At 41.1% G+C, this 3,614-nt stretch carries 3 protein-coding genes; all 3 read left to right on the plus strand.

Annotation, left to right across the window (positions count from 1 at the left end):
- Window positions 1–940 (plus strand): class I adenylate-forming enzyme family protein (locus A3761_RS15200; protein WP_156491877.1); only part of this gene is annotated, 940 nt, incomplete at its 5' end.
- Window positions 941–2,098: a Gfo/Idh/MocA family protein gene (locus tag A3761_RS15205; RefSeq protein WP_068740290.1), complete on the plus strand. Its 1,158-nt coding sequence runs from the start codon at window positions 941–943 to the stop codon at window positions 2,096–2,098.
- A gap of 6 nt (window positions 2,099–2,104) precedes the next feature.
- Complete coding sequence (locus tag A3761_RS15210; RefSeq protein WP_068740288.1) at window positions 2,105–2,350, plus strand: acyl carrier protein; 246 nt, start codon at window positions 2,105–2,107, stop codon at window positions 2,348–2,350.
- The last annotated feature ends 1,264 nt before the right edge of the window (window positions 2,351–3,614 follow it).

Here is a 3,614-nt window from a genome sequence, read left to right on the forward strand (position 1 = left end):
TAATATAACATCTGAAGACCTTACTTTGATCGCAACGCCTATGTATCACTCCTTAGCAGAAAGGCTTGTTGTTATCTCACTTATATCTGGTGGAACTTGCGTAGTACTTGGCACTTACACTGCTAAAAAATGGATTGATGCGGTAATCGATCACAAGGTGAGTTTCGCTATTCCCGTATCTTCTCAGCTTAAACAAATCCTAATTGAACTAAAAAATAAGCCTAGTCCATTAGAGACTTTACGTTGTATAGTCTCTTCCTCTGAAAGGCTACCAGACGCCGTTCGAGAGGAAATGAAGCAAGTGATTCGCTGTGACGTTCATGAGTGCTATGGTGCCTCTGAAGTTGCTATTGTGACAGATCTTGACTGCCAGAGTAGTGAAAACGGTTCTGTAGGAAAAGTAATCCCTGGAGTTGAGATAGCAATCCTTGATGATAATCGTGTACCGGTGGGGGTGAATCAGGCTGGTGAAATAGCGTGTAAAACGCCAATGCTTTTCTCAGGGTATTATAAAAATCCAGAAACTACTGCTGCAGCAATGTGGAATGATTTCTTTTGCACAGGTGATATAGGTTGTATAGATGAAGAAGGCTATTTGTACTTCTTAGGGCGGAAAAAAGATGTCATTATTTCCGGGGGCATTAACATATATCCAAAAGACATAGAGGATGTGCTGAACTCGCATGAAAGTGTCGTCGAAAGTGCGGTGATACCCTTGTTAGATGATGCTCTGGGTGAAAAACTCACCGCAGTGGTCGTTGTCAATTCAAATACTCCATTCAATATACGTCTGCTCCAAAGGCTCTGTGCGAAAGCTTTAGCGGACTACCAACAGCCACGAGCTTACCTTGTGGTTGAATCGCTACCTAAGAACCCGATGGGGAAAATCATGAAACAAAATCTAATTCAGCAAATAACTGATAGCTCGGCGTTCGCATAGATGGGCGTTTTATCGAAGAAGCAGTGTTTTTCGCTAGGATTTATTGGCGGCTCAGTAAAGTCTGCCGTGGGCTATACCCATAAAATAGCCAGTCAAGTGGACGGTAGGTGGGAGGTAGCAGCTGGCTGCTTCAGTCGAGACTTTGAAACTAACTTAGAAACGGCAAATGAGTGGGGAATATCTTCAGAGCGAACTTATGCAGATTTTCATTTTCTACTAGAAAATGAAAAGGATAATTTAGACGCAATTGTTATTCTGACGCCAACACCCTCTCATACAGAGATTGTTATTGAAGCGATAAATAAAGGCTATGCAGTTATCTGTGAGAAAGCGCTAACCGCAACCAGCGACGAAGCTCTGCTTATTGCTGAGTCAGTTAGAAAAAATAAGGGCTTCCTAGCAGTAACCTTAAATTATACTGGTTATCCTATGCTACGTGAGTTGAAGCACCTAATTAGTGTTGAGTCTTTGGGTGCGATCAAGCAAATCCAAATTGAAATGCCGCAAGAAGGCTTTATGCGTTTGGATGCGCAGGGCAATAAACCACAACCGCAAGCTTGGCGTCTAAGTGATGGTAAGGTATCCACCATATCTTTAGATTTGGGAGTGCACCTTCATCATATTGTTGACTATTTAACAGGAGAGCGACCTCTGCAAGTGGTTGCAGACGCCGCAAGTTATGGTTGGTTTGATGATGTCATTGATAACGTATCTTGCATGTTAAGGTACTCAGGTGGCATGAATTGCCAGATGTGGTATAGCAAATCTGCTTTGGGGCAGAGGAATGGTTTGAAAATTAGAGTTTATGGGGATAAAGGCAGTGCAGAATGGTTTCAGATGCAGCCCGAAGAACTATTGATTGCGACACAGGATGGAAGGCGTGAAATTCTTGATAGAGCTTCATTGGTTGAAGTGGCTTGCTCTGAAAGGTACAACCGCTTTAAGGCCGGTCATCCAGCTGGCTTCATAGAAGCTTTTGCTAATATATATTATGATCTTGCGGACGCCTATTCTGAGTTTAGAGAGACAGGGTCTTATAAGTCGAATGAGGTTTTTGGTGTCTCTCACGCAGTGAATGGTTTGAGACTGTTTGAGGCAATTGTTCAGTCTGGTGATGAAAGTCGATGGGTTTCTTTGCCCAATGAAGAGGGTAAGTAGCGACAAATGAAACGTGACGAGATAAAAAAATACATACTTTCTTTGCTAGAAAAAAAGCAGCGCTTGCCGAAATGCGATGATATCGGAGCTTATCGCTATTTAGATGTTGGTCATATTGACTCTTTAGGTGTGATGAATTTTATTGTTCAGATTGAAGATGAATTCAATCTCGAAATTAGCGATGATGAAATGATGTCAGAATCTTTCCAGACGGTAGATGGGCTTGTCGGAATGATAGTGAGTAAACTGTAAGTTAACTCACTATTAACACTGCTTACCTTTATCTTAGCTTCTTTGAACCTTGTCGAGAATGAGTTTCGATAGTTTATCACCTAGATCAATGCTTTCTTTCTTTTCTTGTTGACGGTTGTTATTTGAACTCTTATCAGTTTCATAGTGATTGTTTTCTAAGTCTGTGCTTCGTGTGAAACTATCATGATTTTCTTCTATCCAATGTATGACATTTACCAGCTTGCAGCTATCTTCAGCCTTTATATCTACTTTATGTGTGTAGAATAGCTTGTAAGGGTCAGACTCAATTATTTGTCTTGATAGTTCATTTCTTAGGTTGTCGTCATGAATTAAATAAATTAAATTTGCGAGTAATTCACCTTCAGTTTTAGGCATTAAAATATCAGGTGGGTTAAGTTTTTCGAGAGCGGTTTGATCGGAATAAGAAGCTAGGCCGCAACCTTCGCTATAAAATACTTTTGGTATACCTAGCAACGCAATATCAGTATTGGTGTTTGAACCGCCAAAGGGAAATGTACCAATAGCAAGATCGCAGACCGATAGGTTCTTCATGTAGGTCATGTAGTTTGCTGGAGGGTGAACCTTAGCAGCTCCGCTCAATGTGATCTTTAGCGACTTTTCAAAGGCAATGTCATGACTAACTAAGAAAAAGTTGAATTCAATTGGTACTGAAGAGTGCTCCAGTAAGACTTTGCACATTTGGATAAAACGTGGTGTTATTTTAGGTAACGAGCTATTGATAGCTATTCGTACAACCCCGTCGTTAGGTTTTTCAATATCGAAGGGTTCATATTCGGGGTGTGGTTCCCAGACGAACTCTCTACCTTGATAGATAGGTACGATCTTTTCTGTACAGAATTGTTGAAAGTCCCAGCCAGGCCGTGGTTCAGAACAGTAACTGTAGTCGATGTAAGGTGAAAATGCTGAAGCAGGATGGCCGTAGCACATAATTTGGTGTTTAGCTAAACGAACGTTTGCAAGGGGGATCGTCCATTTTGCCATGCCTATTGAAGGGAAATAAATTAGATCAGGTTCAAGCTTAACGATTTGTGCGATGATGTTTGAAAGATCGGTCGCAGTATCACTTATGTCGATTATTCGGTCGAAATCTTTACTCGAAAGTTCATCGTATTTATTGGGGTCGGCTAGGCATGTAACGTCAAACTGTTCTTTTAATAGCTTGAGTTCAAGGTGGTAACAGCGGTACATAGCATGTGGTGACTTGTACTGCNCAGACAGTACAACTATTTTCTTTACTTGCTGT

This window comes from Oleiphilus sp. HI0123 (assembly GCF_001635315.1).

Coding starts and splice junctions, on each gene's coding strand:
- A3761_RS15210 (WP_068740288.1), top strand. CDS start 2,105: ATGAAACGTGACGAGATAAAAAAATACATACTTTCTTTGCTAGAAAAA.
- A3761_RS15205 (WP_068740290.1), top strand. CDS start 941: ATGGGCGTTTTATCGAAGAAGCAGTGTTTTTCGCTAGGATTTATTGGC.